The following is a 21,867-nucleotide window of genomic DNA, read 5'->3' on the forward strand; positions in this document are numbered from 1 at the left end:
TGTTACTGATCTTTTTTTCGAATCATGGAGATAAAAAACAAAAGGACGGCATCGCTGCCGTCCTCCTTGCTTTCGCAACTTAATGAGGATCGTGTTTCAATCGATTAGCGCACCGCCATACCTTGCGCAAACAACGGCAAACCGCCATCGACATTGCCCATACCGGTCAAACTGCCGTCGTGCTCGATCTTGAACATGTCTACACCACCGTTCGCCGGATCTACGGCGTAAACAAAACGGCCGTCCTTGGACACATCAATATCAAGCGGCCGATCACCGGCCCCGGCCAAACCATTCAGCAATGTCACGGCACCCGTCTGCGCATCAACGTGAAAGGCCGATAAGGAGTGCGTACCGGGATTGGTGGTAATGACATCGCCCCGCTGGTTCACAACGATCCAGCATGTTGCGATCTGGCCGTTAGCTGCTGATGCGGTAATGGTTTGCAAGCTGCCGTCGCGCAGCAGATCATAAGACGACACTGCATTACTGCCTGCCTCCACCGCCAGCAGATGCCCTACCCTGTCAAAAGCAACACCAAAGGGGACGTTGCCGGCGGATGCCGAGACCACAGGCGTGACATCCGGCAAGCCATGCTCACGCGTGCGATATACCAACAATCTGTTATTGGCTTTATCGGTGACCACCAGCGACTTTCTCTGCGCATCGAATGCAACCTGACCAAAGGAGCCCGAGCCCAACGCACGCGTGGAATCCGGCAGTGGCACCAACTGCCCATGATCGCTCAACCGGAAACCTGTAATATTCGCGGGGACACCGTTGTTGAGCACATAAACGATATGTTCCGAAACGGTCACACTCACCGGAAAACTGCCGCCGGAACCGGTTCTGTCACTCAACTCGATACCATCATTCTTCACGCGGAACACAGAAATATCGTTGCTTCCCGCGTTAACGGCCAGCAACCATTTACCCTCGTCAGCGAGCACCAGCGATCCTTGAGACGCCAACGGATCCAAGCCGCCTCCGGAACCTTTGCCACCCGTAGAGACCGCATCTGTTTTAATGAGAATTCCTTGCGCATCACGGCTAAAAACAACGATCCGGTTATCTTCAGGCGCGTTAGTCATGGTATATGCCGCGCCTCCTGAATGAGCCTGCGCGCCGAACGATCCTAACAGGAATATCGCCGCTGTCGCGCTCCCTAGAAAATATCTTTTAATGTCCATGATTTTTTTCCTCTTGGTTGTGAATGAAGAAAGATCAAATCGGCGGCCCAATGCCGCCTTCGCGGTACTGCTGTCCGCGTGCAGCCGCCTCGTAACGCCAAATAGCGTCAAAGTTGCAATGATGAAATAGATTTACCCGCGCCGGCCGGTGCTCGCAGATAAAGACGCGGGACTCCCCGCTTTGTTACAGATGGGAATGAAAATTACTGATCTTTTTTCGAAGTGGACTTCGAGGAGGAGGATTGGCGCTGGCGCAGCAGCAAGGCCACCTGATTATCAATGGCGCCGCTGTCTGGAGATTTCTTCAAGCCCGCCAGCGTACTGACAGTGGTTCGCATCTGACGAATGAAGTTGCGGCAATGAACGCAGATAAACAGGTGCCAGCGGAATTGAATCCTCCCCCATAAGGAGAGGCGTTTTTCCAGGTAGTCACTGGCGTGGTCATGAATATCCCGGCACTTAAACATTAGCCAGCCTCGCCGCGCTGAAATTGATCGATGGCCTGCCACAGTCGCAAGCGGGCGCGATGCAACAACACTCGACTATTAGACTCGGAAAGCTCCAGAATATTACAAATTTCATCCATCTCCAGCCCCTCAACATCGCGCAGCGTCAACACCGTCCGTTGCACTTCCGGCAACGCAACAAGCGTACAATCGATCACTGCCCGTAATTGTTCACTGGCCAACATCAGTTCCGGGGTATCTTGATGCCAGTGGCCGGGCGGTTCCACCCAGTGACCATCCGGCTGAAACATCTGGCCAGCGGCTGCGGCGACCAACTCAATATCTGCGGCATCCCCGACAGCGACCGAACGCCGCTCGCGGCGCAGACGCGTTTTGGCCAGATTGCCGACAATTTGCAGAATCCAGGTCTTAAGACTGGCACGCCGTTCAAACTGAGGCAGGGCCTGGATCACGGCCAGCCAGGCATCCTGCACGATTTCTTCGGCAAACTCGCTACCGATAATGGCGCGCGCCACATGCTGCATCAGTCCATGATACTCGCCAACGACGTGCCGGAATGCCTCCTCGTCGCCCGCCAGTAATCTGGTAATTAATTCGCCGTCATCCATGACCGGTTAGCTTAGGTTGTTTAGGCAGCGCAATACAAGCTGGCTCGAGATGCAATCATCATGAAATCTTTTTAAACAGCAAATCCCAGATGCCATGCCCCAGCCGCTGGCCTCGGCTTTCAAATTTGGTGACAGGTCGGTAATCCGGTCGCTCGGCACATTGACCGGCACCAGCGAGATTTTCGAAACCTTCAGCCGCATTTAATACATCCATCATCCACTCAGCATAATCCTGCCAGTCCGTCGCCAGATGCAACACGCCGTTGACTTTGAGCTTACGCCGCAATAACTGAATAAAATCGGGCTGAATCAGCCGCCGTTTGTGATGCTTTTTTTTATGCCAGGGATCAGGAAAGAAAATCAGCACTCGATCGAACGATTGATCCGGAATCCGTGTTTGCAGAATATCGACGGCGTCGGCACAAAGCACGCGCACATTGGTACTGCCTTGCTCACCCAGCCTGGACAGCAAACGGCCAACACCTGGCCGATGCACTTCAATACCGAGAAAATCCTGCTCGGGATGCGTCGCCGCCAATGGTGCCAGCGCATCACCCATACCAAAACCAATCTCCAACGTGAGCGGTGCGGAGCGGCCATATATTTCAATAAAATTTAATGGCGTCGCACCTGGTTCCAGGCCAACGCGTGGCCACATTTCATCCAGGGCACGCTGTTGTGCTGCCGTGGTGCGGCCAATGCGACGGACAAAACTGCGGACGGTGCGGAGGGGACGATTGCTATTGGGCATGGTTAACCACGAAAAAACCCTTTAAAATCGCAAAGGACGCGAAGGATCGCGAAGTTATTGCATTCACCAACGATAGATACCTTCAACTGGGCAACAGTATTTATAAGCGAGATACATTTCGGTAAATCTTAGCGCACCTTTGCGGCCTTAGCGGTTTTGTATTTAAGTATTAGAAAAAAGCTCCCTCCACTGGCGACGAGGCACTGGCGTATAGCTTGCGTGGCATACGTCCCGCGAGGAATGATTCACGCCCGGCTTCGACCGCTTTTTTCATCGCCGAGGCCATTAATATGGGATTTTTTGCAGCGGCGATCGCGGTATTCATCAACACACCATCACAACCAAGTTCCATGGCGACTGCAGCATCTGAAGCAGTGCCGACACCCGCATCGACCAACACCGGTACTTTCAATTCTTCAACGATGAAGCGGATGTTGTAGGGATTGCGTATCCCCAGTCCGGAACCGATCGGCGCGCCGAGCGGCATGACGGCCACACAACCCATCGCTTCCAATTCCTTGGCGACGATCAAATCATCCGAAGTATAGACCATGACCTTAAAACCATCCTTGATCAGCACTTCCGCAGCTTTCAGGGTCGCCATCACATTGGGAAATAATGTCTTCTCATCACCCAAGACTTCCAGCTTCACCAGATCGTGGCCATCGAGCAATTCACGCGCCAAGCGACAGGTGCGGATCGCATCCTCAGCGCTGTAACAACCGGCGGTATTGGGCAGATAGGTGTAGCGGCTCGGCGGCAACACATCGAGCAGACTTGGTTCATTTGGATTCTGGCCGATGTTGGTACGGCGAATGGCGACGGTGATGATTTCTGCACCACTGGCTTCAACAGCACGGCGCGTTTCTTCCATGTCACGATATTTGCCGGTACCCACCAACAGGCGCGATTGATAGGCCTTGCCGGCCACAATTAACGGATCGTTCGCGGCAGTCGTTTCTTCGCGCGTAAGTTGTGCTGTGTCAGTCATGCTATTTATCCTGATTTAAACTGCTAACGTATTATCCGCCGCCAATGGCATGCACGATTTCAACCTTGTCTCCGGAAGAAAACCGCTGCGCGGCATGAAGACTGCGCGGCACAATCTCGAGATTAACCTCCACTGCCAGTCGCCGTCCTTGCAACCCCATGTCCGCAATCAAATTGGCGACGGTGTAATCCTCAGCCACCTGCCGAGGCACTCCATTCACAACAATTTCCATCCACTGCTCCCGTCACAACCGGTCATGCTCAAGAAGGGGGCCATTTTACATCAATCGGATTGACCTTAGGATCTGAACCAGTGAAAATGTGGCTCCTCGCGGGCGTCGTATAATGGCTATTACCCTAGCTTCCCAAGCTAGAGACGTGGGTTCGATTCCCATCGCCCGCTCCAAGCTCATATTTAACAACGAAGAAGGGGGCTAAGCCCCCTTCTTTACATCAACTCCCTCCGCCCCCAATTACAAACTACGGCGCTGCGGCAAAACCTGCTCCAGTGCCAGATGCTCATGCAATTCCTGGGGCGCCAGTTTGGTCAAATTCTTGGGCACTTCGCTGATCTCCAGCCCGGCCTTTGGCGACGCGGTGAACGCGCCGCGCAAATAACCCAACATCCGCTTGTCCGCCACCAGCACCAAGTGCTTCGCCTTTTGATCCCCCACTGCTTTCAATGCAGTCTCCGCTATCTTTTTGGCGAAACGCCGTTCGTTCTCCTCGTGGTGCTGACTGCGGTGATCGTCAAAACTTTGGCCACCACCACCGTCTGGCGCCATCACCCTGCCTGGCCGGGTGTCGCTGAATAACTCCGCCCCCGACGCGACACCTTCCGGGTTGATCAGATCGCTCTTTTCGATGAGGTTGGGGCCACCCTTGGCCACTTGCCCGGATTCGAGGAGAAAAAAACGGGCCCTGGCACCGTCGGTCACGACTACGCAATAGTTATTCATATCACCCTCCAATCGTTGAAACAATCAACAGCCCTTTGTTAAATCATGGACCTGAAAGGCAGGGAAAACAAGGATCCGCATACAAACTCGCGGGAAAAATTTAGTGCCCGAAAAAGCCCAGCATGTAGAGCATCAACAACAGGGTTATGATGCCGGACACGACGAATACACTAATGATCATGAGCGCAAAAACAGCTCGCATAAGTTGACCTGATTACTCTGACGAGTTTGAAGGATGAATTATTGGGTTGCTACTGCGGGGTCATTATACATCAACCTCAAGGGCTTATTGCAGGCCGGACAATAGGTCCGTTTGGGCAGCCAGTCACTTGGCTCCAGGGGGATGGCGATCTCTTGGCCGCAGGCCGGACATACCCCCCCCACCTTTTCCAGCGCTGATTTCATGCCATAACGCCGCAAAGCCACAATCGGTCCTGCCAGTAAAAACGTGGGGACCAGCACAAAATGGGCAATCGGGATAAACACCGTTACCAGCGCCACCGCCCATAGAATCACCAGCATTTTTAGCGCACGCCGCAAGCGCTCGGTATTTGAAAACGCTTGACTGTATAGAGTCCCTGCCTGAGCGGGGAAATTATCCGACTCAATCTCAATGATTGTTGTGTTGATTTCCATCACCACCATTATTCCTAATCTTCCGCCACTTGCCAACCCGCTGTTAATCCTGGAATCGGCAGTTGACCGCTTCCTTGGATATTTAACATTATGATACTCACTAACGTTCCCATGAAAATTGAGATCACCTGTTTGGTGAACTCGCTCTGAAAACCACACACTCCATCTCGTCCAACTACCAATTACAGGATAGCTGGTGAAAAGGGCGTGAATTTAGTATGGTAGACACCAATTTAGTTTCCACATATCTCGACTACCTTGCATGCCCATCAAAAAAATTCTTAAATACACTGGCGGTGCCATTGGCACTCTCCTGCTACTCATTGTCCTCGCAATCGCGGCGATACACTTGTTTTTTGATCCCAATCAACTAAAACCTCAGATCAGCGCCGCTGTCAAAGATGCCACGGGGCGCGAACTTACCATTAGCGGCGATATTGGGTTATCAGTATTCCCCTGGCTCGGCATCGAACTGGGCGCGGCTTCGCTGAGCAATGCACCGGGATTTGACAACGAGCCGTTCGCCAAGATCGATAAGGCGGAGATCAAGATCAAACTGCTGCCCTTGTTAAAACATGAAGTACAGATGAAAACTGTGGCACTCAATGGCATGGCCATCAATCTTGCCATCGCCAAAGATGGCACCAGCAACTGGCAAGACATCATGCAAGCACTTGCCAGTAACAAAGCCAAACCTGAGCCCGCCAAACCTGCTTCTGATTTCACCTTGGCCGCGATCGCCATCAGCGGCCTGACAGTCAGTAACGCCAAAGCAGTTTACGATAACCAGCAAACTCAAAGCCGCTACGCGATTGAAAAACTAAACCTCAGCACCGGCCCGGTCGCGCTTGAAGCACCCATTGATTTCAAACTCGATGCCGATCTGAGCAGCAGCAAACCCAAGGCCACGGCCAACATCAAACTTGCCAGCCGTATCCACATGGATCTGCCTAACAGCAAGTTTCAGTTGGAACAAACCCAACTTGATGTCAGCTTTGATAGTCCGGCGCTTAAACAGCAGGGCCAATTACAGATCGCCGGCAACATCCAGCTCGACACCGCGCAATCTCACTATCAAATCAAACCCGCCGATATTGGCTTGAAATCAAACCTGTTGCCAGGAGCACTGCGTCTCCACACCGATATCGATGCCGATATGCAGGCCGGCAATGCCCATCTCGACAATCTGCGGCTTGAGCTGGCAAACATCACCGCCAATGGCAGCATCGCCGTCACTGGTCTCAATAGCGAAATTCATTATGAAGGTCAACTCAAAACGGCTGAATTCAATCCCCGGCAGACGATGCAAGCCCTCGCTATTGAAGCGCCTAAAACGGCGGACGAGAAAGTTTTGCAAAGCGCTCGAACCGAACTTGCATTTGCGGGCGACTTGAACAATGCCGAGTTGAAACGCTTAATACTTAAACTCGATGAAACCACACTCCAGGGCCAAGCCTCGGTACATAACTTTAGTGTTCCTGCATTAACATATGAACTCACTATCGACGCTATCGATGCCGATCGTTATTTGCCGCCCAAGGCTGATAAATCCGCTACGCCACCACCGACACCCGCCAGCGCGGGCGCAGCTGCCGCAACCTTGCCGCTGGTTACCTTGCGCAAACTTGATATCGACGGCAAAGCTTATATCGGCAAATTAAAAATATCCAACCTGCGACTCAATGACATTCGCACCACACTCAAAGCAAAAGACGGCGTGATCAAGTTAGCGCCTGTCTCTGCCAATCTCTATCAAGGCAGCTACCTGGGCGAGACACAAATTGATGCCCGTGGCGACACACCCAAAGTCAGCCTCAAGGAATCGCTGCGCGGCATTCAGGCCGGACCGTTGCTCAAGGATTTTATGGGCGACGACATGATCAATGGCAAAGGCAGTCTGGAGGCTAATCTGACTGCAGAGGGACTGACACCCGCCGAGATCACCAAAACACTCAACGGTCAGCTACAGCTCAGCTTCGCCAATATTTCAATGAAGGGATTAAACATTGCTGCCAAGGCACGCGAGGCGCGCGCCAAACTCAAGCGTGAAACCGCTCCAAAAGCAACCGAGGCCCGCCCTACCGATTTCAGCGAAGTGAAAGCCTCTGTACAGGCTCACAATGGCGTACTGACTAACAACGATCTCAGCGCCAAGGCACCGTTTGCGCGCATTGCAGGTGCCGGCACCGTCGATTTGGTGCAAGAACAGCTGGATTACAGGGTCAACGCCAAAATCGTCGCCAGCAGCGAAGGTGAAGGCGGTGCTGATTTGAATTTTCTTAAAGGATTAACCATTCCAGTACGCATCAGCGGCCCATTAAAGGCGCCGAAATTCGATTTGCAATACGACGATATGCTGAAAGACAAACTGACGCAGGAAAAGGCTGAGCTGAAGGAAAAGCTCGATGCCAAATTACAACAGGAAAAAGCCGCATTACAGGAAAAACTGGATAAGGAAAAAGCCGCTATTCAGGAACGCTTGAAACAAGAACAACAACAAGTTCAACAAAAACTTGAACAAAAAACTGAACAGAAACGCGAAGAGATTAAGCAACAGACACAAGACAAGCTAAAGGAAAAGCTCAAGGGTTTTCTCAACAGGTAAAACGCGGTAGGGGCGGGTTTAAAACCCGCCCCTGCGGGCAAACAAGATACAACAAAATGTCCAACAAAAATTTCAGCCAACAGCTATTGACGTGGTTCGACTATCACGGCCGCAAAGATCTGCCGTGGCAACAGAACCCGACGCCATATCGCGTCTGGGTCTCTGAAATCATGTTGCAACAAACGCAGGTCAGCACGGTTATCGATTATTTCACGCGCTTCATGCAGCGTTTTCCCGATGTCCAGTCATTGGCCAACGCCGAGCTCGATGAAGTGCTGCACCTGTGGACGGGATTGGGTTACTACGCCCGCGCCCGCAATCTGCATCGTGCGGCTCAAATTATCCGTGATGAATACAACGGCGAGTTTCCTACCAACATTGCAGACGTCATCAACTTGCCAGGGATTGGCTTATCCACGGCGGGCGCCATTTTGAGTTTGGCGCTTAATCAACGACAGCCAATTCTCGATGGCAATGTCAAACGCGTCTTAAGCCGGTATCACGGCATTGAAGGTTGGCCTGGCACGCCAGCCATTGAAAAAGCAATGTGGCAACTGGCGGAACAGCACACACCTATGCAACGTAACGCTGCCTACACGCAGGCAATCATGGATCTGGGCGCCACACTGTGTAACCGTCGCCCAGACTGTGATCGCTGCCCGGTACACACTGGCTGCGTCGCACAACAGCAAGGATTACAGACACAACTGCCCTCGCCCAAACCGAAAAAGGCGTTGCCGCTAAAACGGACAGTGATGCTGGTACTGCGCAATGCTGCGGGCGAGGTGCTCTTGCATCAACGCCCGCCCACTGGTATTTGGGGCGGCTTGTGGAGTTTTCCTGAAGCTACAGCCAATGATGACCAGACACTGCGCCAATGGTCTGCAGATCAACTTGGCCACGAAATTACTATCCGCGAACGCTGGCCGACCGTGCGCCACACCTTCAGTCATTTCCACCTCGACATCGAACCCGTGGTTGCTGAACTCCGCCACAGCTCACCCCAAATCCGTGAAGCCAGCGCCGTGCAATGGCTTGCTCCCGGCCAACCACCCAAACTGGGGCTGGCGGCGCCCGTTAAGCTGCTGCTGCAACAACTCGCCCAGCGTTCAGCCGAGGTCGCTAATCCCTGATAGAAACGACGGATTGCTCTCTGTTAGAATCCAGCGCTCAAAATAGCAATGGGGACCACAACCATGACTCACATGGTGCAATGCAAAAAACTGAAGCAGGAATTACCTGGCCTGGCGCGCCCACCGTATCCCGGGGAGTTCGGCAAAAAGATCTATGAAAACATCTCGCAACAGGCGTGGCAGATGTGGTTGAAGCAGCAGACCATGCTGATTAACGAATATCGCCTATCGTTGATCGACCCCAAGGCGCAGACCCTGCTCAAGGAAGAAATGGAGAAGTTTCTATTCGGCGACGGCGGACAGATGCCTCAAGGTTACGTACCCCCGAAATAATTCACGACGCTGCCCCAGGTGCATCCTGGGCGCAGCGAAATCCCACATCCGTGCTTACCGCCGACGGGTCTGCCTGACCGCGGCGGGCTGCGCGGAAAAAGTAGCTGATCGCATAGTGGCCAACGCCGGCGCCACCGCCTTTAATCACTTTGTGGATGCCGCCATAGAATTCACTCTTGAAGGTCGCGCCCGGATAGGCTTCATACCAATCCGCCACCCACTCCGAGACGTTACCGCCCATATCCATCACTGAAAAGGGAGAGCGATCATCGGCAAAACTCCCCACTGGCCGTAACTCAACACCACTGTCATCATTTTCACCGGTATTAACGCGGCTTGAGTCCCAACTCTGACCCCAGGGATATTCCAGGCCATCCGTACCACGCGCAGCCTTTTCCCATTCGCCTTCACTCGGCAGTCGTTTCTTTTTCCAGCGGCAATAACTGGCAGCGTCATACCAATTCACCGCCGTCACCGGCAATGGATCGCGTTGACGTTGAATTTTTTCCAGTTCCGCCACTAAGGCATCTTTATCCAGCGCGCGCGTGTCCTGATCAAGATGAAAATACTCGCGCGCCACCCATTGCAAGGTTTCAATGCGGAAAGAACGCAACTTATCATCGCGCACGTTGTAACCATTTTGCACCCACAGCGCAGGCTCCGCCGTACCCGTGGCGTGAACAAAAGCCTTGTAGTCAGCATTCGTCACTTCCAGACGATCAATATAAAACGCCTTTAGCTCAACCTTGTGTTGCGGATGCTCGTCCAGATACATCGGTTGCCGAAAACCGAATTCCTCCGTCAACTTGGCCTCATCGACCCGATTACTCCCCATCACAAATTCGCCCGCCGGGATCAGCACCATGCCCTGCGGTGGCGGTGCTGGTGGCGGCGCTGACTCACACCCCGCCAATCCCAACACCAATGAGCACCACAAAATTACCTGGCGTCGCGCGCGCATCGAAACCCAAAGCTTTCGTTTTTGGTACGAGGATGGAAGAAACTGCGATTAAAGACCGGCGCCGAGATGCCGCATTTGTAAAATGAACAATCCCACCACGAACCACCTTTCAGGACTTTATATTTTTCACCGTAGTTTTCCGTGATCCGCTTATTACCGGGATAGGGCTGATACCAGGAGCTGGTCCACTCCCAGACATTACCGGACATATCGTAAAGCCCATACGGACTCTTGCCCGACTCGAAGGCCCCCACCGGTGTGGTGTCGCCCTCGACCTTGAGCGCCGCCCAGCGCACCGGCGTATTGGCCCGCTCAATACTGAATTCATTGCCCCAGGTGAACATCTGCCCGTCCGTGCCGCGCGCCGCCTTCTCCCACTCCTCCTGTGTCGGCAAACGCTTGCCCGCCCACTCGCAATAGGCCTTGGCATCATCCCAGGTCACATAGGTCACCGGATGGTCTGCCTTACCCTCAGGGTAGGTGCGATTCACAAAATGACTGGGCGACTTATGCTGGGTGGCGTCGTTGAACTGCTTGTACTGGAGATTGGTCACCTCGAACTTATCAATATAAAAGGCAGGCAGGGTTTCTTCATGCTGCGGCCCCTCATCAGGCAGGCGAAAATCCGTGCCCATGATGAATTTACCCGCCGGGATCAACACCATCTCATTCGGCTGGGCACCGCGCTTGGTCCCCGGATAATAGATCGGCAGACTCATCCCAGGCCCCTGTCCCTCGACCTTCTGCGTCGGCTGCTCCTTGCGTACTGCCGACTCCATCTGCGCCAGGGCAGCCTTAAAATTCGCCTTGATACCCTTCTCGTTATGGCACTCCAGGCACTCCTTGGCCATCGCCTTCTTGAACAGCTCGGTATTGGCCTCCTGATGGCAGCCCACACAGCCATTCAGGTCCTCATGATGGAAGCGCACAATCTTTTCAGGCTGGCCAGCGGCCTCAACCCCCATTGCCAAGCTCAGCCCGGCCAATACCGCCACGATCCTCCAACCTGACTTCCGCACCCGCCGCATCCTTTCCTAACCAGCTTATTGTTTGTTGCAAGGGGCCAAGAGTAACAAAATCACCCTCCCTCAGAAAATCACCATATTACCTTGACCCGCGAGAGACGAATTGGTTTAATACGCCCTCTTCTTGCCCAAGTAGCTCAGTCGGTAGAGCAGGGGACTGAAAATCCCCGTGTCGGTGGTTCGATTCCGCCCTTGGGCACCAATTTTACTTCCCATTCCAAAAAACCATGACATCGAAACGGCTATAGATTTCAAGCCGTTATCATTGTCTCGTCTTCAAATATTAAGCTTCACTTTTCAGTTCCAAGCAGCCATTTTACAGGCCTCACTTACTTGTCCGTGCGGGGAAGGATTATTTGGCCCCGGTGGGCCATGTTTCCGTGTTGAGCCCACCCTCACTCCTATCGAGCATGGGGGGAGCGACTTTAACGTAAATTTTGGTCTTCACGCGCACCAGCAATCATCAATGAACCATTACCGGCAGCATCCATCTTGCATTCGAAAATTCAGACAAAAAAAGACGAACCCCAGATGAGGATGGGGTTCGTCTTCACGAAGACAACTCACAGACTGTAGCTAAACTATAAGGGGTAGCCTGTTCTTTGCAAATTGCTTCGAAAACCAATAATCCTTTATTTTGAAATCCTAAACAGGCAATTAACAAAGTCAGGTCAATTATTGCTTACGCGACAATCTAAATACCATAGGCAAGCCAAACAGAAACAAGCCAAGGAAATTTAAAGCACCCCCGCCACCTGCGCCGTCACTGCCAGCCGATGCAGCAACACTGCCACTGCTTTCAACTGCTGTCGAGGTTGTAGCGCTCGAAGTATCCGGCGAAGTGTTATTCGACTGCGTATAGAAATCCGGAATTTCATAGGTACCGACAATTGTTTTCTTGAATTCGTCACCCACAAATACCGAAGCAACGTCCATCTGCTGTTCAATCGCACCTAAATCACAGGCAGCTCCGACTCGGCCATTACCGAGCTGATCCTGCGTCAACTTACAATCCTGACCCTGATTGATTGCCAAGCTAGTCGACTTCAATGGGAAGTGAGCATTTCCCGGAACACCACTATCGGCAAGCGTTTCAAGACCAGCGATATTGGCGCCAGTAATAATCAGCGAGCTAGTTCCCTTCAGAGATTCGACTTTACACTCCGTCAAATCACCGATCAGGTTATTCCCTGCCACCAAAATCATGCTCGGGTAGTTGTTACTCTGTTTATACATATCAGGACTACGAAGATCCGTATCGTTAAATCCACAATCTGGACCCTTGGCCGTAGAATCATTACCTGCAATTAGATTGTTTTTGAGCGTGACGATACCCGCATCCGCGTACACGCCGCCACCGCCCTCAATGCCGGCATGATTTCCACTCATCGTGCTGTTTTGAATGTCAATCAAACCACCACCATAGAGACTTTCGTCGCCATTCAGTCGCGGCTCAGAGCCATAAATGGCCCCTGCATGCAACAAGCCATGATTATCATTAAAGGTTGAATTGACGACTAGCAACTTACCCTTGGCGTTCTCTATTGCGCCGCCACAATATGAAGTGTTGCTAATAAATGTGCTATCGATAACTTCCATATACCCAATGGAGTTTTCTATCGCACCACCGTCCGATTGCGTTGCCCCTACCACATTGCCGCTATCATCTTTGGTTGGTGAGGTAAAATTCTTTTGGAAAGTACTACGCTTAATACTTGCGGTACCCGCATTATTAAAAATCGCACCCCCATCGCTATCCCAATTTCTAGTAGTGTGATTGGCCCAAAAAATGCTGTCACTGACCGTGAGTTTGGCATTAGGACTATTGGCAATAGCACCTCCAGTTGCTGCTGAGTTACTAAAGAACTTGACTGATTCAACGACCAGCTCACCTTCGTTCTCAACAGCGCCTCCACCAATCTGCTTATCAACAATATTGGAATCCATATAGTAATCGAGCGAACCGCCGCTGAGATTCAGATTACGTAGTGTCAGCTTGGCGCTGGCACCAACATGAAAAAAACGGAACTGGTTTTTGGCAGCACCATTTCGTTGCAGCAGCGTCTTATTCATACCCTGCCCTTCGATGGTTAGCTCACCTTCTATCGGAAACGCTGAGTACACATCACTGCCGATTCCATCCACATCCCCCAACACAAAGGAAGCTTCTGCCATTTTGATGACATCCGCGACCGGAGAGGCATTCGCCTTAATCACAGCCTCCTTCAGCTCACCCACGGTAGAGACCGTGTATACCTCAGCATGTACTGACGTTGACATTACCGCCGCTATCGCAGCCGAAATAGCCGTTAAACCGATCCCTGACCTGCCCCCACGAGCAAGATAATTTAATCCACCCATTACACCCCTCCTGCCTATCATTTTGAGTTATTGGCCTGCTTTTATAAACACATGCCCACGGCTAAAACGCCAGAATCATCTCAATTCGCTTGGTCAGTGCATTGACGTGAAAAATGCCAAACTGATTCACGGCCGCATCATCCCTTGGAATCAACAAAATTCCATCGCCACTTTTATTTTCGCTATCTGAGCCATCTCTGGTCCCGAAGTTAACGCTCGGAATTATTGGCGCCTCGATTACCTGCGCTCTTGGGTCACTTATAGTATTTATTGAGTACTCCTTGGCCTGCACCGGCATTTCCAGCGCAAACACCCCCACAACTGTTATGACTGGCAAAACCAGCCATAATTTGGCCTTGCGGCCAAAACACCCCCCCATACATACCCCCTCATCTTGATCTATTTCGTAATTAAGCCTCTAACGGGCCATTTTTATCTTTATAATTTATTAATGGTTGCTTATTCGCCTGATGAAGCCTGCACAAAATTCGGCATCCCCTTCTCTAATACTCGCTTACTGAAAATATTATCCCGCACGCCGACATTAACCTGAACGTCTGTCATGTCGTATACCGCCGACACCTGGCTATTCGATTTCTTTACAACGACGGTACGCCAAACCCAGGCATCATCGACCTTTTCCCACTTAATGAACTGTTCCTTGCTAACCTGGTTGGTCTTGTCATAATAATCAACACGCCTTTCAAGGCAGGTATCCCAGTCGCCAGTCTTGCTAAACCAACTCACGCGCTTGCTATAGGTCGGATCGTTCTCTCGCGGCGTACTTTCTACTAAATAAAAGTCTCGCCCCTCATGATTTTTCACACCAAGGTATGTGTGGATGTCTTCAGCCAGACCACGCACCCGCAAATCTTCATCGTTGACACCCCAATCCATGTTTTTGGGATCACGCTGCGACACGCGACGCACCATGTGCGTTTCCGGAAGATAAACCCACTGATCCGCTGCCTTCCCGCTGCTTTGTGTGTAGGCCCAGCGCATGAAATTAATGCCGCGATTATGGGGTGGAAACTCAGAGAAAAGAACGGTTTTATCGGTGACATCACCGACATCGCCGTCGTAACTTTTCCAAAAGCGGAAAAATTCATGATTGACACGCTTACCTTGCTCATCGGTCAAGGTTACTTTCAGCCGCGAACGCTGATCCTCACCCGCGTATTTGTAATAACAGTGTTTGACAATCTCGTCGCCAGTCAATTCCTCGGCATGAGACACGACCATACATCCGAGCGCGACCAACGCCGCACATCCGGTTCTAGCTATCGCGTTAATACGCATATGATTTCCTCATCTCTTCGCCACCTTCTGCGAGGTGCGCGTTTTTCCACGCTTACATTATTTTTATAATTATTTTTTTATTTGCATGTCCGCCGCAAAAATGAATCATCTGGTTGTCGGATTTTCTCAGTATATAGAAACTGATGGGGCCAAAAGATGACTAAAATATGACCAAATGGTCATCTTATGCCGCTTTGTACGCTTACAGGGATTCCCGACCAATCACTATTCACTTCAAGGTGTTAGGTCCAGAACCGCCTCATCAATTCGAACCGGGGCGTAGTCCTTGGGTGACAACTGGCGCAACAGTTTCTCGGGAACGATCTGGTACTCCAGCCAGACACGCACTCTCACGGCCCTGGCCATCACTGGCGCGAGCAATTCTTCGCGCCGCTCACCTGGTCGCAAGGTGGTATCAATTATCTTGTCCAGAGCCCGCATCCCGCCCTCCGAGGCAAGATAGTCATAACGATATACCCGCTCCTCTGCGGCCAGCACCGCCCCGGCAGCGTCTAGAAACTCAGCCTTCAGCATCAGCTTATTGGGATGAGCACCGCCCGTTGGAAAATGATGCCCCACCGCTTGATTGATAACCGTCACCACAATCTTGCCGGCGACTTGTTTAAGCTCTAATTTGGCCGCTCCTTTGAGCAATGGAGAATCCGCGTGTCCGCCGGGAAAACGATGAGATGCGTGTTGAGACTGAGCCGAACTGCTACTTGGCGCACCGTCGATCTTTGGCATATGGCAATCAGCGCATTGCACACTCTGTTCGGCGTATTGACTACCGCGCCACTCTTCATAAGTACGCTCCAACGCAACGCCATTAGGCGCGATATCGCGATGACAACCTGCACACAAACTGGAATCAAGAAAGTGATCCCCCTGTTTAGTGAGATGTGGTGCGAACGAATTCTCGCGGCCAGGACCATAGATGATATTTCGCGAATCGTAACTCAGTTCATGACCATATTGCCCTTCGCGCACTTTGCGTACCGCATGACAGGTGAGACAAGTCACGCCATCTTGGCGCTGCGGGCCAGCGCCAACATTAATTTCAGGCGCATGACATCGCTGACAAGCGCGGGGATCTAACGGGGGGTTATTGGTCGCCGTTGCATATTTCGCCGCCTGACTTTGCCAACGCTTAAAATGGGCCTGGAAATTAGGATTGCTATTGGCGCGTGCCATCCAGGACGTTTGCCATTCTTGATAGATTTGCAAATGACAAGCGCTGCAATCGCTACTCTCCGTTACTGCAGTGGCACGCGCCAAAGAGGTCACGAACATTGCCATCAAACCTAGCAACCACGCGCCGCGAACGAAATAATTGGACATTATTTAGTGGTGGCGCCGCCGCGCCATATTCCAGAGCAATAGGCCAGCAGATAACCAAAATTCGGCACCGCCGCCGCCTGCGGCAGATTCTGGCGCATTAGTGGAGCTCACCTTATTCGTATTATCTACTTGCCCGCTCTTGTCAGATGGCACAACATTTCCTTGTGACGAAGTAGGGTCCGGGGTAACACTGGAACCTGGATTAGGAGTACCGAAAATGCTCTCAAAGGCTCCTCCATTACCGGCAGTGTAGTTAGTAATTTTTTTCTCATCATCCGAAATTGCAACCGGGCACACCTGACCAGACGTCACAGTCACATCGTAATATTCAACAGCACCGATTGAACATCGCTGGCTCCGCGATTTTCCCAATTGATCTTTGATTATACAGGTGGCGATATTACCCGCCCCATAAACAGCACTATTAACCGTTTCTATCGGCAGATGCGCACTACCATTGGCCGCAAACGAACGGCAACTCGCCAACCCAGGCTTTACCGCCAGCAGATCTGAATTAACCGTCAACATGTGTGGCTGACATACAGAAAACTCCCCCAGCAAGTTGTTACCCAAGGATGTTATCCCGATATCGGTATTATAATTGGACAACGCGGTGAAACACTCGCGCCCCTTCGGATCGCTATTACCTGAGATCACGGAATTTTTTAGCTCAACAAATCCCCATAGCATCGCCAATCCACCACCACCCAGCCCCATGCCACTATTGGGATCGACAAGCACGCCTTCGGAAACATTTCCGCTGACAGTGACATTATTTAGCTTCATCTGGGATAGTGCAGGATTACTGTATTCCTCACTCGAGTTTGACGCAATAATGCCCCCGCCTTGCCCCATAGTATAGTTACCATAGATCGTTGTATTACTGACATTCAAGTTTCCAATGCCGTTGCCTATCCCCCCGCCGCCGAGACGGGAAAAATTGCCAACAAAGCTACTGTCATCAATATCCGCATTCCCTTTTTCATTAAAGACACCCGCTCCCTGTCCGCCGGTGATATTGGCAGAGAACGTTGAACGGCGGACGATTAATCGTCCTAGAATAGCGGGCATTATTGCCGTGGCACGGTGTTGTTTATAATGCGCATCGTTATAAATTCCTGCGCCATCGATGGCATAACGCGTCCGGTTATTAGTGATAAGGCTATCTTCAACTTCGACGTATCCGCCGTCATTGCGAATCGCGCCGCCACAGTTTTCAGATTTATTATCGCGCAATATGCTATTACGCACGAATAATTGGCCTCGAATCTCCGGGCCATTCTCGACTTGTCGGATGCCAAGCACATAAACACCGCCACCCGTATCCATCGGGTGATCGTTATTGATACAGCGATCATCGCACGTTGTTGAACCCCCGCGGAGTGTTAAGCGCTCTAACGTCAGTTTTCCAACAGGCGCCACATGCATAATTCTGAATTTAGGCACACCGGCTGTAGCATCATCCCGTTGAATTATTGTCTGCGCCGGACCATCTCCCAATCCGCGCAGCGTGACATCTCCGGTAATGGCAGGCAGTGCGTTATCACCCTCGACATGATCTGTAGCCTGAATAAAGGTATAGATACCTGCTTCAATCTCGATCACCGCGGGCTCGCCCGCCGCATTCGCCGCATTGACAGCATCGATTAACTGCTGCTCTGGCGTTTTAGGATTTGCCAGCACTGGCACATGAAATAACGCCGCCGCCTCTACACCACAGGAAAATTGCAGGCACAGCATTGCCACTGATATCACTGATTTTATTTTTGCCGAAGCAGAAATCTCACACTGGCGGTTGCCTTTAAAACTATCCCACTGACAAAACATAGACATTACCTCGTTAGCGCTTGAGCGGCGGTTGCCGCAGAGCATTCTCGACTTCCTGTCGTCGTTGTTGTCGAAGCCGGTAGCGTTCCGGGTCTGATTCGCGCAGTTCTAGATCTTCTTTTTCTATTTCTTTAAGTGTCTGCTGAAATTCCAGCTCATCTTCTTTGCGATCCTGTGCATGACCACGTCGACGTTCTTCGAGTTTTTTGCGTTGCGCTTGGGCACTATCGAGCACATATTGGCGTTGAGCCGAGGGAAGATTTTGGAGTCGCAGATTCCAGCGCTCATGCAGGCGAGTTCCCTGTTGCGCAACGCCGGCCTGATTCATGGTGCGGATTACTGCTTCCTGTTCCAGCGACATCACTGGCACCAGTGCCGAGGTATCGCTTTTACCTGATGGCAACAAACGAGCACCAATCAGCAGCGACTTGGAATTTGGTTTCTTGCTTGAATATTGATAAATCGTGTTTAAACCACGGGTAATACGCCGGATACCTTCTTCCAGGGATTCATCTTTGAAATTGGCGCTTACAGTTCGATCGACCGCTGGATCTATCATGACTTCAATTCCGGAAACGAACGCAATTCGTGTCATGATTGTCTTCAGTGCAACATCCTGCGCCTGAATGCTCAGCCTGTCCTGCTTGAGATCATAGCGAATTTGTGGATTTTGCACTGAAACGGCAGCACTGAGTACGCCGCTCCAAAGCAGGACCCCCACGGCATACAATCTGGATATTGAGCTGATTTTCATGGCTTATTTAACGTGACAGCGCGAAGGATCAGAAGCAATATAATATTGCTCAGTTCCTTCGCGCCGCTATGTCTCTGCCTTAGCTTATGCCGATGTTACTTACAAACACCTGCACTGCAAACACCACCCACCGCGACACCCCCGCTTGCGCCGACACTTTGGCCAGTACCACCGGTATAGCCAAATGTGGTTTGGCTGCTGGCGGTAACTTTGGCAGAACCTGCCAAGCTATAAAGATCGATCAAACCACCGCGACCACCGGCTGAACCCGCGACTGCGGGATTGGCATTACCACCCTTAGCGTTAATGACAGCTGCTCCGTTATCCACCAACTTTGGACTCACGATAGTTACCAGCGCCGCCGCATCACCGCCACGGTTACGGCCGTTACCACCATTAGCACTGATATTAACAGTATTATAGGCATCACCCAACTCAGTCAGTAGTGAGACATTACCGGCATTACCACCACGACCGCTATTTGCGCCATTGTCATCGGCGCCGTTGGCAACGATTGCATTATTGTTGCTTACCTGATTATAACCCCAGAGCAACACCGATCCTGCATTAGCGGCAACGGTATCAGTGATCGCAAGTCCGTTGCTAACACCACCGCTGGTATCGATTGCACCCTTGTTCACGGTATATTCCATCGTCGGAATACTTGGACCAAGAATCGGATAGAACACGACGTCAAACATGCCGCAGTAATATTCAGTTTCCAGCGTTACATCACCACCAACACCGCCTTTGGCAGGAATATTGGCTGCATTAGCAAGCACGCTGCCACCCTTGGCAATGATTTTTGCATCATTGCGCACGTCACCGCCTGGCGTCAGGAACTGGGCTGCCGTGTTGCCGAACTGCGTCATCATGCCGACATCACCTGCATTACCGCCGTGATTACCATCACCACCACTCACATTAATTTCGCGATACCCCAGCAAGGACAAATGCTGGTCAAGAGAGTGTAAGCGCGCATCAAGCGCAATCTTGACGAAGCCGCCATCACCGCCATTACCACGCCCTGCTGCTGCAGCATGACCGCCGGAGGCATTAATATTCCCGGAGAGCTCAATATGCCCCACAGTCTGCCAAGCACGGGTAATATGGCCATAATAGGCACTGATCGTAACGTCACCGCCGTAACCAGCGCTGGAACTCAAGCCGCCAGTAGACCCCCCGACCGCAATCAGATCACCACTGTTGGCCAATGCCACTTGCATCACCATATTGCCGTCGCGAACACCGCCACCGTAATCTTTCAGCGTAATATCGCCAGCATCACCACCTTGGCCGCCATCGGTATTACCGCCAGAGGTGATGATCTTACCGCTATTCTTAAGCGTGCCCACCTGAACCGTTTTAATGGTGACGTCGCCACCATCACCACCGGCCTGAGTACCTTTGCCGCCATTGGTGGTGATGTTGCCGGAATTCAATAGGTCACCGACCGTGGCCAGCAGTTTCACTGCACCGCCTACGCCACCCGTGCCGCTATTGCTATCACCGCCGGAGGCAATGATATCGCCGCGATTTTCGATACGGCTCTGCGCCTCTAATCGGACATTGCCGCCATTCTTGCCAGCAAGACTAGACGTCTTGATGGTGCTAGCGCTCAGAATCGAGAAATCGGTAACAATATCGGCACTGCCTGCCTCGCTCTTACTGTTGTTTCCGGCAAGATCGATCACACTGCCAACATCACCGAAATAATCAGCTGCGATAATCTGCAACCCACCACGCCGGTTACTTGCATCAAACGTAGTTACAGTGCCTTGATTTTGAAAATCGTTGATCAGAATTATGTTGGCGTACACACCCGCATCGATACCGCCACGATTCAACCCCAACGTCAGGGTAGTGCCAGGCTTGACCTGGATGCCGGTCACCGGTGGTTCGTCTGCAATAGTGGCATTGCCATCAGAAATATAAACGTAGTTATTACCGAGCACCATATAGGCAACACCATTAGCTGGTGCCGAGTTGACCACCGGAATCGTACTATTTTGACTGATGATTAGTGGATTTGATCCGAGATTAGCATTAGTGGTATTGGTCGCCGTAAACGTCGTCACGGCTTTAGTAAAATTACCATTTAGATCCGGCGCCACAACTTTCAGCCCACCCATACCACCGGGCTGGAAGATATCGACGCAACCGCCATTCCCTCCGTGACCACCATTGGCACCGCCACGTCCGCCACTGGTCGCGATGTAATAACCGGTCTGATTCCAAGATTTTTCGTTGGCATCCAATACCCCACCCGCATCGGCACTAATGTAGGTATCGGAACTCAACCCGCCCGAACAAGTGGTTGCCGCTTCCGCTCTATCGCGCGACACATTACTGAAGCCGTTATTTTCAGGACCGGGGTTGGCATTCGGATCGATGCTATTCGCAGTGTTAGAACTGTTAGCATTAGAACCACTTGGCGACGTAACCGTGGTGTTGCTCGGCGTTGCTGCGTCTTCACCGCCGCCGCAGGCAGCCAGCAACACACTGCTCGTAATTATTACCGCCAATGGCAGTAACTGAAAACTGCGAACGGAACGCAAACCACCTTTATCACCCAATACGAACATACTCATTTCTCCTTCATACCCGTATCAGATCCCCGTGAGGATCCG

The 21,867-nt window shown here is 51.7% G+C and carries 20 protein-coding genes and 2 tRNA genes; 5 read left to right on the forward strand and 17 right to left on the reverse strand.

Going from position 1 to position 21,867, the window contains the following annotated elements; translation table 11 throughout:
* Window positions 1–104: 104 nt before the first annotated feature.
* From HY272_06920 to thiS, 6 genes are all read right to left on the reverse strand, one after another.
* Entirely contained in the window at window positions 105–1,190 is a 1,086-nt protein-coding gene (locus tag HY272_06920) for a beta-propeller fold lactonase family protein (protein ID MBI3772415.1), read from the reverse strand.
* A 203-nt stretch (window positions 1,191–1,393) separates the two neighbouring features.
* Window positions 1,394–1,657 carry a zf-HC2 domain-containing protein gene (locus HY272_06925; protein ID MBI3772416.1) on the reverse strand — a complete coding sequence of 88 codons (264 nt, stop codon included), beginning with the start codon at window positions 1,655–1,657 and terminating at the stop codon, window positions 1,394–1,396.
* Window positions 1,657–2,265, reverse strand: coding sequence for a sigma-70 family RNA polymerase sigma factor (locus HY272_06930; protein MBI3772417.1), 609 nt, complete (start codon window positions 2,263–2,265; stop codon window positions 1,657–1,659). Before HY272_06930 ends, HY272_06925 begins: the two co-directional genes overlap by 1 nt.
* 58 nt (window positions 2,266–2,323) lie before the next feature.
* Complete coding sequence (gene trmB, locus HY272_06935) at window positions 2,324–3,016, reverse strand: tRNA (guanosine(46)-N7)-methyltransferase TrmB (GenBank protein MBI3772418.1); 693 nt, start codon at window positions 3,014–3,016, stop codon at window positions 2,324–2,326.
* Between the two features lie 169 nt (window positions 3,017–3,185).
* Entirely contained in the window at window positions 3,186–4,007 is an 822-nt protein-coding gene (locus HY272_06940; protein ID MBI3772419.1) for a thiazole synthase, read from the reverse strand.
* A 31-nt stretch (window positions 4,008–4,038) separates the two neighbouring features.
* Window positions 4,039–4,239, reverse strand: coding sequence for a sulfur carrier protein ThiS (gene thiS / locus HY272_06945; protein MBI3772420.1), 201 nt, complete (start codon window positions 4,237–4,239; stop codon window positions 4,039–4,041).
* Window positions 4,240–4,337: 98 nt separating this feature from the next.
* Between thiS and HY272_06950 the strand changes: the two genes are divergently transcribed.
* Window positions 4,338–4,412: transfer RNA gene (locus tag HY272_06950), tRNA-Gly, on the forward strand.
* 67 nt (window positions 4,413–4,479) lie between these two features.
* On the opposite strand, the gene HY272_06955 is transcribed toward HY272_06950, so the two are convergent.
* Both HY272_06955 and HY272_06960 read right to left on the reverse strand, forming a co-directional pair.
* The gene (locus HY272_06955; protein ID MBI3772421.1) at window positions 4,480–4,965 is read right to left on the reverse strand and encodes a host attachment protein; all 486 of its coding nucleotides are present in this window, start codon (window positions 4,963–4,965) and stop codon (window positions 4,480–4,482) included.
* Window positions 4,966–5,205: 240 nt separating this feature from the next.
* Window positions 5,206–5,610 carry a hypothetical protein gene (locus HY272_06960; protein MBI3772422.1) on the reverse strand — a complete coding sequence of 135 codons (405 nt, stop codon included), beginning with the start codon at window positions 5,608–5,610 and terminating at the stop codon, window positions 5,206–5,208.
* A gap of 253 nt (window positions 5,611–5,863) precedes the next feature.
* On the opposite strand from HY272_06960, the gene HY272_06965 reads away from it, so the two are divergent.
* The 3 genes from HY272_06965 (at window position 5,864) to HY272_06975 (ending at window position 9,672) form a co-directional block, all read left to right on the forward strand.
* Window positions 5,864–8,206 carry an AsmA family protein gene (locus HY272_06965; protein MBI3772423.1) on the forward strand — a complete coding sequence of 781 codons (2,343 nt, stop codon included), beginning with the start codon at window positions 5,864–5,866 and terminating at the stop codon, window positions 8,204–8,206.
* Between the two features lie 56 nt (window positions 8,207–8,262).
* The gene (gene mutY, locus HY272_06970; protein ID MBI3772424.1) at window positions 8,263–9,339 is read left to right on the forward strand and encodes an A/G-specific adenine glycosylase; all 1,077 of its coding nucleotides are present in this window, start codon (window positions 8,263–8,265) and stop codon (window positions 9,337–9,339) included.
* 63 nt (window positions 9,340–9,402) lie between these two features.
* Window positions 9,403–9,672, forward strand: a complete 270-nt coding sequence (locus HY272_06975; GenBank protein ID MBI3772425.1) for an oxidative damage protection protein — start codon at window positions 9,403–9,405, stop codon at window positions 9,670–9,672.
* Between the two features lies 1 nt (window position 9,673).
* Here the strand turns inward: HY272_06975 and HY272_06980 are convergent, their stop codons facing one another.
* Together HY272_06980 and HY272_06985 are read right to left on the reverse strand one after the other, a co-directional pair.
* A complete protein-coding gene (locus tag HY272_06980; GenBank protein ID MBI3772426.1) occupies window positions 9,674–10,633 on the reverse strand; it encodes an SUMF1/EgtB/PvdO family nonheme iron enzyme in 960 nt (319 codons plus the stop codon).
* Window positions 10,612–11,628, reverse strand: a complete 1,017-nt coding sequence (locus HY272_06985; GenBank protein ID MBI3772427.1) for an SUMF1/EgtB/PvdO family nonheme iron enzyme — start codon at window positions 11,626–11,628, stop codon at window positions 10,612–10,614. Before HY272_06985 ends, HY272_06980 begins: the two co-directional genes overlap by 22 nt.
* A 156-nt stretch (window positions 11,629–11,784) precedes the next feature.
* Here HY272_06985 and HY272_06990 point away from each other — a divergent pair.
* Window positions 11,785–11,860, forward strand: a tRNA-Phe gene (locus HY272_06990).
* A gap of 473 nt (window positions 11,861–12,333) precedes the next feature.
* On the opposite strand, the gene HY272_06995 is transcribed toward HY272_06990, so the two are convergent.
* The 7 genes from HY272_06995 to HY272_07025 all read right to left on the reverse strand — a co-directional run bounded on the left by HY272_06995 (window position 12,334) and on the right by HY272_07025 (window position 21,822).
* Window positions 12,334–14,019, reverse strand: coding sequence for a hypothetical protein (locus HY272_06995; GenBank protein ID MBI3772428.1), 1,686 nt, complete (start codon window positions 14,017–14,019; stop codon window positions 12,334–12,336).
* 61 nt (window positions 14,020–14,080) lie between these two features.
* On the reverse strand, window positions 14,081–14,398 hold the full coding sequence (locus tag HY272_07000; GenBank protein ID MBI3772429.1) for a hypothetical protein: 318 nt from the start codon (window positions 14,396–14,398) through the stop codon (window positions 14,081–14,083).
* Between the two features lie 80 nt (window positions 14,399–14,478).
* Window positions 14,479–15,318: an outer membrane lipoprotein-sorting protein gene (locus tag HY272_07005; GenBank protein MBI3772430.1), complete on the reverse strand. Its 840-nt coding sequence runs from the start codon at window positions 15,316–15,318 to the stop codon at window positions 14,479–14,481.
* Between the two features lie 234 nt (window positions 15,319–15,552).
* Window positions 15,553–16,608, reverse strand: coding sequence for a hypothetical protein (locus HY272_07010; protein ID MBI3772431.1), 1,056 nt, complete (start codon window positions 16,606–16,608; stop codon window positions 15,553–15,555).
* Window positions 16,609–16,659: 51 nt separating this feature from the next.
* A complete protein-coding gene (locus HY272_07015; protein MBI3772432.1) occupies window positions 16,660–18,483 on the reverse strand; it encodes a hypothetical protein in 1,824 nt (607 codons plus the stop codon).
* 13 nt (window positions 18,484–18,496) lie between these two features.
* Window positions 18,497–19,237, reverse strand: coding sequence for a hypothetical protein (locus HY272_07020; GenBank protein ID MBI3772433.1), 741 nt, complete (start codon window positions 19,235–19,237; stop codon window positions 18,497–18,499).
* A 95-nt stretch (window positions 19,238–19,332) separates the two neighbouring features.
* The gene (locus HY272_07025) at window positions 19,333–21,822 is read right to left on the reverse strand and encodes a hypothetical protein (GenBank protein ID MBI3772434.1); all 2,490 of its coding nucleotides are present in this window, start codon (window positions 21,820–21,822) and stop codon (window positions 19,333–19,335) included.
* Window positions 21,823–21,867 lie beyond the last annotated feature (45 nt).

The sequence above is a fragment of the Gammaproteobacteria bacterium genome, assembly GCA_016200485.1.
In the GTDB taxonomy this organism is placed as follows: Bacteria; Pseudomonadota; Gammaproteobacteria; order Tenderiales; family Tenderiaceae; genus JACQEP01.

Bases quoted from the DNA above. Each gene is read 5' to 3' on its own strand.
- HY272_06975 (MBI3772425.1), top strand. From the start codon at position 9,403: ATGACTCACATGGTGCAATGCAAAAAACTGAAGCAGGAATTACCTGGC.
- mutY (MBI3772424.1), top strand. From the start codon at position 8,263: ATGTCCAACAAAAATTTCAGCCAACAGCTATTGACGTGGTTCGACTAT.
- HY272_07020 (MBI3772433.1), bottom strand. From the start codon at position 19,237: ATGAAAATCAGCTCAATATCCAGATTGTATGCCGTGGGGGTCCTGCTT.
- HY272_06925 (MBI3772416.1), bottom strand. From the start codon at position 1,657: ATGTTTAAGTGCCGGGATATTCATGACCACGCCAGTGACTACCTGGAA.
- HY272_06955 (MBI3772421.1), bottom strand. From the start codon at position 4,965: ATGAATAACTATTGCGTAGTCGTGACCGACGGTGCCAGGGCCCGTTTT.
- HY272_06995 (MBI3772428.1), bottom strand. From the start codon at position 14,019: ATGGGTGGATTAAATTATCTTGCTCGTGGGGGCAGGTCAGGGATCGGT.
- HY272_06940 (MBI3772419.1), bottom strand. From the start codon at position 4,007: ATGACTGACACAGCACAACTTACGCGCGAAGAAACGACTGCCGCGAAC.
- HY272_07010 (MBI3772431.1), bottom strand. From the start codon at position 16,608: ATGTTCGTGACCTCTTTGGCGCGTGCCACTGCAGTAACGGAGAGTAGC.
- HY272_06965 (MBI3772423.1), top strand. From the start codon at position 5,864: ATGCCCATCAAAAAAATTCTTAAATACACTGGCGGTGCCATTGGCACT.
- HY272_06960 (MBI3772422.1), bottom strand. From the start codon at position 5,610: ATGGTGGTGATGGAAATCAACACAACAATCATTGAGATTGAGTCGGAT.
- HY272_07000 (MBI3772429.1), bottom strand. From the start codon at position 14,398: ATGGGGGGGTGTTTTGGCCGCAAGGCCAAATTATGGCTGGTTTTGCCA.
- HY272_07015 (MBI3772432.1), bottom strand. From the start codon at position 18,483: ATGTTTTGTCAGTGGGATAGTTTTAAAGGCAACCGCCAGTGTGAGATT.
- HY272_06980 (MBI3772426.1), bottom strand. From the start codon at position 10,633: ATGCGCGCGCGACGCCAGGTAATTTTGTGGTGCTCATTGGTGTTGGGA.
- HY272_07025 (MBI3772434.1), bottom strand. From the start codon at position 21,822: ATGTTCGTATTGGGTGATAAAGGTGGTTTGCGTTCCGTTCGCAGTTTT.
- HY272_06920 (MBI3772415.1), bottom strand. From the start codon at position 1,190: ATGGACATTAAAAGATATTTTCTAGGGAGCGCGACAGCGGCGATATTC.
- thiS (MBI3772420.1), bottom strand. From the start codon at position 4,239: ATGGAAATTGTTGTGAATGGAGTGCCTCGGCAGGTGGCTGAGGATTAC.
- trmB (MBI3772418.1), bottom strand. From the start codon at position 3,016: ATGCCCAATAGCAATCGTCCCCTCCGCACCGTCCGCAGTTTTGTCCGT.
- HY272_07005 (MBI3772430.1), bottom strand. From the start codon at position 15,318: ATGCGTATTAACGCGATAGCTAGAACCGGATGTGCGGCGTTGGTCGCG.
- HY272_06930 (MBI3772417.1), bottom strand. From the start codon at position 2,265: ATGGATGACGGCGAATTAATTACCAGATTACTGGCGGGCGACGAGGAG.